The 5907-nt window shown below is 60.9% G+C and carries 5 protein-coding genes; 4 read left to right on the top strand and 1 reads right to left on the bottom strand.

Annotated features, from left to right (window positions below; all coding sequences use genetic code 11):
- Window positions 1-96: 96 nt before the first annotated feature.
- A complete protein-coding gene (locus Q0176_RS10240; protein ID WP_299302486.1) occupies window positions 97-1731 on the top strand; it encodes a malolactic enzyme in 1635 nt (544 codons plus the stop codon).
- Window positions 1732-2099: 368 nt separating this feature from the next.
- Here Q0176_RS10240 and Q0176_RS10235 read toward each other — a convergent pair whose 3' ends face one another.
- On the bottom strand, window positions 2100-2708 hold the full coding sequence (locus Q0176_RS10235) for a TetR/AcrR family transcriptional regulator (protein WP_299302483.1): 609 nt from the start codon (window positions 2706-2708) through the stop codon (window positions 2100-2102).
- A 240-nt stretch (window positions 2709-2948) separates the two neighbouring features.
- Between Q0176_RS10235 and Q0176_RS10230 the strand changes: the two genes are divergently transcribed.
- The 3 genes from Q0176_RS10230 (at window position 2949) to Q0176_RS10220 (ending at window position 5803) form a co-directional block, all read left to right on the top strand.
- Window positions 2949-4781, top strand: coding sequence for a cation-translocating P-type ATPase (locus Q0176_RS10230; RefSeq protein ID WP_299302481.1), 1833 nt, complete (start codon window positions 2949-2951; stop codon window positions 4779-4781).
- Between the two features lie 238 nt (window positions 4782-5019).
- The gene (locus tag Q0176_RS10225) at window positions 5020-5670 is read left to right on the top strand and encodes a hypothetical protein (protein ID WP_299302478.1); all 651 of its coding nucleotides are present in this window, start codon (window positions 5020-5022) and stop codon (window positions 5668-5670) included.
- Window positions 5663-5803 (top strand): hypothetical protein, encoded by a 141-nt coding sequence (locus Q0176_RS10220; protein WP_299302475.1) that lies wholly within the window; start codon window positions 5663-5665, stop codon window positions 5801-5803. The genes Q0176_RS10225 and Q0176_RS10220 overlap by 8 nt, the downstream gene beginning before the upstream one ends.
- The last annotated feature ends 104 nt before the right edge of the window (window positions 5804-5907 follow it).

Below are 5907 nucleotides of genomic sequence, written 5' to 3'. Positions count from 1 at the left end.
AAGATGGCTTTCGAGGTTCAGAATGATATGGTTCGCTCGCGCCGGAAAATACATGATCGGAGTAGTCGGCCCTGTGGAAAACTAAGGAGGGAACCTATGAAAACATCTTACGAGCTGCTGAACGACCCTTTTTTGAACAAGGGAACGGCTTTTACCATGGAGGAACGTGAGGAATACAATCTCACGGGGCTTCTTCCTCCCTTTGTCCAGACAATCGAGGAACAGGCCAGACAGGCATACGGAAATGTGTGCAAAAAAACAAGCGATATCGAGAAGCGCCATTACCTGATGGATATTTTCGGACGCAACCGAACGCTGTTCTATTATTTGTTCAGCCGGCATATCGTGGAGTTTATGCCCATCGTCTACGATCCTGTCGTGGCGGAGGCCATCAAGCAGTACAGCGAGTTCTATATCGAGCCGCAAAACGCGGCGTACCTGTCCATCGATCACCCTCAGGACATCAAAAAAACACTGATCAATGCCGCAAACAGACGCGAGATCAATCTGATCGTCGTGACGGACGCGGAGATGATCCTCGGCATCGGCGACTGGGGGACAAACGGCGTGGAAATCTCCGTCGGGAAGCTTGCCGTCTACACGGCGGCTGCCGGGATAGATCCCAACAAAGTGCTGCCTGTCGTGCTGGATGTAGGCACGAACCGACAGAGCCTTCTGGATGATCCACTCTATTTCGGAAATCGTCACGAGCGCGTTCGCGGCGACAGGTATTATGAGTTCGTCGATCGGTTCGTAAAGACCGCCGAGGAGATGTTCCCCCACCTGTACCTGCACTTTGAGGACTTTGGGCGTTCCAACGCCGCCGTCATCCTGAACAGGTACAAGGATACCTATACGGTGTTCAACGACGATATCGAGGGCACCGGCATCATTTCCCTGGCAGGCATCCTCGGTGCGCTGAACATCAGCGGACAAAAACTGCGGGAACAGACGTACATGTGCTTCGGCGCAGGAACGGCGGGCTGCGGAATCGCAAACCGCGTGTATCAGGAAATGCTCGACCAGGGCGTCCCGGAGGATGAGGCGCGCAAAAAGTTTTACCTGGTGGACAAACAGGGTTTGCTCTTTGAAGATATGGACGATCTTACGCCGGAACAGAAGCCGTTCGCCAGAAAAAGGAGTGAATTTGAAAAGGCCGAAGAGCTGACTACCCTTGCCGCGGCCTTGAGGGCAGTTCACCCGACGATCCTCGTGGGAACGTCCACACAGGGCGGCGCCTTCACGGAGGAGATCGTAAAGGAGATGGCATCGCATACGGAGCGTCCGATCATCTTCCCACTCTCCAACCCGACGGAGTTGGCAGAGGCGAAGGCAGCGGACCTGATTGCGTGGACGGACGGAAAAGCGCTGGTCGCGACCGGCATCCCTTCAAAACCCGTGGAATATAACGGCGTGACCTACGAGATTGGGCAGGCCAACAACGCGCTGATCTACCCCGGCCTCGGGCTTGGCGCAATCTCGGTGGGAGCAAAGCGGATGACCGATCGGATGATCTCGAAAGCGGCGCATTCCCTCGGCGGTATCATCGATGTGACAAAACCCGGCGCCGCGGTCCTTCCGCCGGTCTCCGAACTGACGAAATTCTCGGAGAGCGTCGCGGTGGCCGTTGCAACGGAAGCGGTCAAAGAAGGATTGAATACCGTCCATGCAGACAACCCCGCGGAAAACGTCAAAGCGAACAAATGGTATCCGGTCTACAAGACGATCTAACGCAGATTTCCGCTCATACAACAACTAACGGTCGGCGATCCTACGCAGAGTATCCGCCAACCAAACACGCTGCGAGGCAGGAGTGGCGCAAATAATGTGAGGGATCGAGTAAAAGGACGCCCAAATAAATCCCTGACGATAACCGTTGATGATTGCGTCAGGTTCTTCAGGTGAAGTCCGAAATTTTTTCTTAAGGTTCTGGTACATGAGCAGGCCGGAAACGTAGCCTTTTTCGGTCTGCTCATTTTTGGCAATCGTGGCCCCCAACGGGCAAATCGTCTGCCGCTTTGCCGCGGATGCCTCGGCCTGGGGAGGGAAACCGCCCAAGGGCTGCCGGTCCCCAAGGCTGAAGGCGGTAAAGCTCGGCGCTACCGCGGCGGCGGCGAAGGCGGAGCCTCGAGCAGCGGCGCCATGACGGCTCGGAAGTAGCCGTCCAGCTCCTCCGGCGTCTGCACCATGCCGTTCTCCAGCCACCAGCGCACCATCTCAATGAAGCTCCCGGCGATGTGGTTGACCAGAAAATCCCCGGGCACGCCGCTCAGCTCCTCCACCTCCCCCTCCCCAAAAAACCTCTCCCGAATCACCTTTTTGATGCCGTTCCTGAAGTCCTTCAGAAAGAGGTCGTTGCTCTCCCCGGAGAGAAGGCTGAGGATGTTGCCGTCGTTCTCCTGGAGGTGCGCCAGGATATGGCAGAAGATGGAGACGGGCCTTCCCCCGTCGGGATAGAGCCCGTGGGTGTGCGTCCGGTCGAGGGCGGAGCCGATGATGTGGTCGAAGAGCCCGCCGCACAGCGCGCGCAGCAGGTCGTCCTTCGTGCCGAAGTGCATGTAGAAGGTGCTCCGGCCGACGTTGGCCTGGTCGATGATCTCCTGGATCGTGATCCTGTCGTAGGGCTTCTCCGCCAAAAGCTCGGAGAACGCGCCGAAGACCGCGGCCCGGGTCCTCCGCTGCCGCCTGTCCCACTTCTCTCCCGCCATCGCATCTCCCTCCCAAACATTTATCCGAATCCGTCCCATAAGGGACACTTGCCCCCGGCGTATTCTTCCCTCTCCTCATCCCGATCATTATAATCAATAACGAACATAGAGTTCAATAACTTTCCAAGGTCCGCCCCAGAGCCGTCGGAGCCATGGGAACGCGTCAAAATATCCAAAATGGAGGTCGCCATATTGAGGAATCTATTTGGGAATTTATTTGAACGATGGACGGAGAACGAGATGCGTGTCACGGTCGTATGCGCCCTGCTCTCGGCGGTTTCGCTGGCGCTGAGCTTGACGGGAACCTTCAGCGGCGTTCTGCCGGCGGACATCGCGTGGGTCGCGATCGTCCTCTGCGGCTTCCCGATCCTTCTCGGCGCGGCCAGGGGCGTCATCCTCGAGCACGACATCAAGGCCGACCTGTTGGTCGCCCTGGCACTCGTCGCCTCCGTCGGGATACGGGAGTACTTCGCGGCCGGGGAGGTCGCGCTGATCATGCAGATAGGGTCCCTGCTGGAGGACTACACGTCCGAGAAGGCGCGGCGCGGCATTGAGAAGCTGATCGGGCTGAAGCCCCGGACGGCGCGCGTCAGGCGGGACGGCTCCGACGTCATCCTGCCCGCCGACGAGGTGCGGGCGGGCGACGTCCTGACCGTGTTCGCCGGCGAGATGATCCCCGCCGACGGGACGATCCTGGAGGGCCGGACCTCCATCGACCAGTCCGTCATGACCGGCGAGAGCATCCCCGTGGACAAGAAGGAGGGCGACACGGTCACCAGCGGCACGACGAACCGGTTCGGGACGTTCTCCATGCGGGCGGACCGGGCCTGCGGCGACAGCTTGCTCCAGCGGATGATCCGGCTCGCGGAGGAGGCGGACGCGAACAAGGCCCCGATCGTGTCCCTGGCCGACAGATGGGCCACGTGGCTCGTCGCCGCCGCGCTCCTCTGCGCCCTCCTCATCTGGCTCTTCACGGGGGAGTTCGTCAGGGCCGTGACGGCGCTCGTCGTCTTCTGCCCCTGCGCCTTCATCCTGGCGACGCCCACGGCGGTCGTCGCGGGGATCGGAAACGCCGCGCGCTACGGAATCCTGATCCGCTCCGGCGATGCGCTGGAGCGCCTGTCGAGGGTGAGGCGGATCGCGTTCGACAAGACGGGCACCCTGACCCGCGGCAGGCCGCAGGTCACGGCCTTCAGGAGCCTCGACGCCTCCTTCACGGACGACGACATCCTGCGCCTGGCGGCGCGGGTCGAGCGGTACTCCGGGCACCCGCTCGGCAAGGCCGTCGTCGCCTCCTTCCAGGAGCGGACGGGAGAGGACCCCGAGCCCGTCTCAGACTCCCATACGATCGCCGGCCGGGCCGTGAGCGGCAGGATCGGCGGAACGGAGGTCGCCGTCGGGAAGGCGGACTACTTCGCCTCCCTGGGGATGCCGCTCAACGGGGCCGTTGAGGCGGCGGACGAGTACCTCGGCCAGGGGGCCACGGTCGTCTGCCTCTCCCACGGCGGCAGGGTCGTCGGGTTGATCGCCCTCGCGGACACGATACGGCCGGAGGCGGGGGACACGGTCCGCGCGCTGGAGTCCGCCGGCATCTCCTGCATGCTCCTCACGGGGGACAACGAGCGGGCCGCCCGCTCGGCCGCGTCCGCCGCGGGGATCGCGGACGTCCGTTCCGACCTGCTGCCGGAGGAGAAGGCGTCCGTCGTCAAGGAGTATGAGGACAGGGGCGAGCCGACCTGCATGATCGGGGACGGGGTGAACGACGCTCTGGCCCTGAGCAGCGCCTATGCCGGCATCGCGATGGGCGGGATCGGCAGCGATATCGCGGTGGAGTCCGCGGACGCCGTCCTGGTGAGCGACGAGATCAAGCGCCTACCCTACCTCTTTCGCCTGATGGGAAAGGTGATGCGGAAGGTGCGGACCAACATCATCGCCTCCCTCCTCATCAACGTCAGCGCCGTCGCGCTGTCCGCGGCGGGAGCCCTGACGCCGGTCACCGGCGCGCTGTGGCACAACTTCGGCTCCGTCTTCGTCGTGGTCAACGCGGCGCTGCTGCTGCGCGAGAAGGATTGAGGGAAACGCTGATTCAAGCCATGAAGCACCCCGGCGAGACCACAGCCTGCCTGTTTTGGGGAAGAGTTTTCTCGTGCCCGTCGCCACTGCTCCGGAGGGGAGCATTGCGGCCTTCTTGTGGTCCGTCGATCCCGGACGTCTCTCCTCAACCAACCCCATCTGCAAAAGCTGAAGTATAATATTGTTACCTGATTACCGATAAAAGGAATCAGGCAGCAGATTATTCAGGGTGATGGGGATGGATGTTCAAACGCGCAGGGCCATACCGTTCGAGGAGGCGGACACCGCGACGCTGCGGCAGGCGTTGTCGCACTACGCCAACCCCGACAACAAGATAGGCGACCTGGTGCGGCGCGGTGAGATCCTGCGCGTCCATAAGGGATTGTATGCCATTGCACCCGAGTTTCGCCAAGCTCCCCTTTCCCTGGAAATCCTGGCCAATCGTATGTACGGCCCCTCCTACCTCTCTCTGGAGTACGCGCTTTCATGGTATTCGATGATCCCCGAACGCGTCACGGAGTTGACGTCCGTCTGCCTCGGGCAGTCTCGTTCGTTCTCGACTGCGGTCGGGGTCTTTTCCTACGTGGGGATCAAGAGGGAGGCATATTCCGAGGGGTTCGACAGAATCGATCTGCCGAAGGGACGGACGTTTCTCATGGCGACACGGGAAAAGGCGCTGGTGGATGTCATCGAGGTACGAAGAGTTGCGCTGCGTTCGCGCAGGGATATGGAGAAACGCCTCACCGAGGATCTGCGCATCGACGAGCCCGAGCTCCTCGGACTGGACCTCGGGCGGGTTGGGCGCTTCGCCGCGTCGTATGGGACGGCAAAGACAAGCCTGTTGGTCGACTTCCTGAGGTCCCTGCAAAGGAGAGGGCAGGATGAATGACGCTTTGAAGAAAATGCTGAGCGCCTATGATCTGTCCACGGTCGCCTCCGTGACGGATGCGCTCAGGGAGGTCATCCAGGAGATTGCGCTGTTGGGGCTTTCAAGGAGCTCTTTTGGCTCCTCGCCTTTTTAAGTGGGTAGGTCTATCTGTAGCTTCCCTGCGATGAGGTAAATCATTGAGATGAGGTTCTCCTTGCTCCTGTACCCCCTGGCCCTTGCCTTACAGGCCTGGATCAA

Origin of the sequence: uncultured Fretibacterium sp. (assembly GCF_938040765.1) — a bacterium.
Taxonomy (GTDB): Bacteria; Synergistota; Synergistia; order Synergistales; family Aminobacteriaceae; genus CAJPSE01.
Note: the sequence above shows the minus strand (reverse complement) of the source record. Positions and strands in the feature narration are given on the sequence as shown.

Excerpts from the sequence above, each read along its gene's own strand:
- Q0176_RS10240 (WP_299302486.1), top strand. The coding sequence starts at position 97 with ATGAAAACATCTTACGAGCTGCTGAACGACCCTTTTTTGAACAAGGGA.
- Q0176_RS10235 (WP_299302483.1), bottom strand. The coding sequence starts at position 2,708 with ATGGCGGGAGAGAAGTGGGACAGGCGGCAGCGGAGGACCCGGGCCGCG.
- Q0176_RS10230 (WP_299302481.1), top strand. The coding sequence starts at position 2,949 with ATGCGTGTCACGGTCGTATGCGCCCTGCTCTCGGCGGTTTCGCTGGCG.
- Q0176_RS10225 (WP_299302478.1), top strand. The coding sequence starts at position 5,020 with ATGGATGTTCAAACGCGCAGGGCCATACCGTTCGAGGAGGCGGACACC.
- Q0176_RS10220 (WP_299302475.1), top strand. The coding sequence starts at position 5,663 with ATGAATGACGCTTTGAAGAAAATGCTGAGCGCCTATGATCTGTCCACG.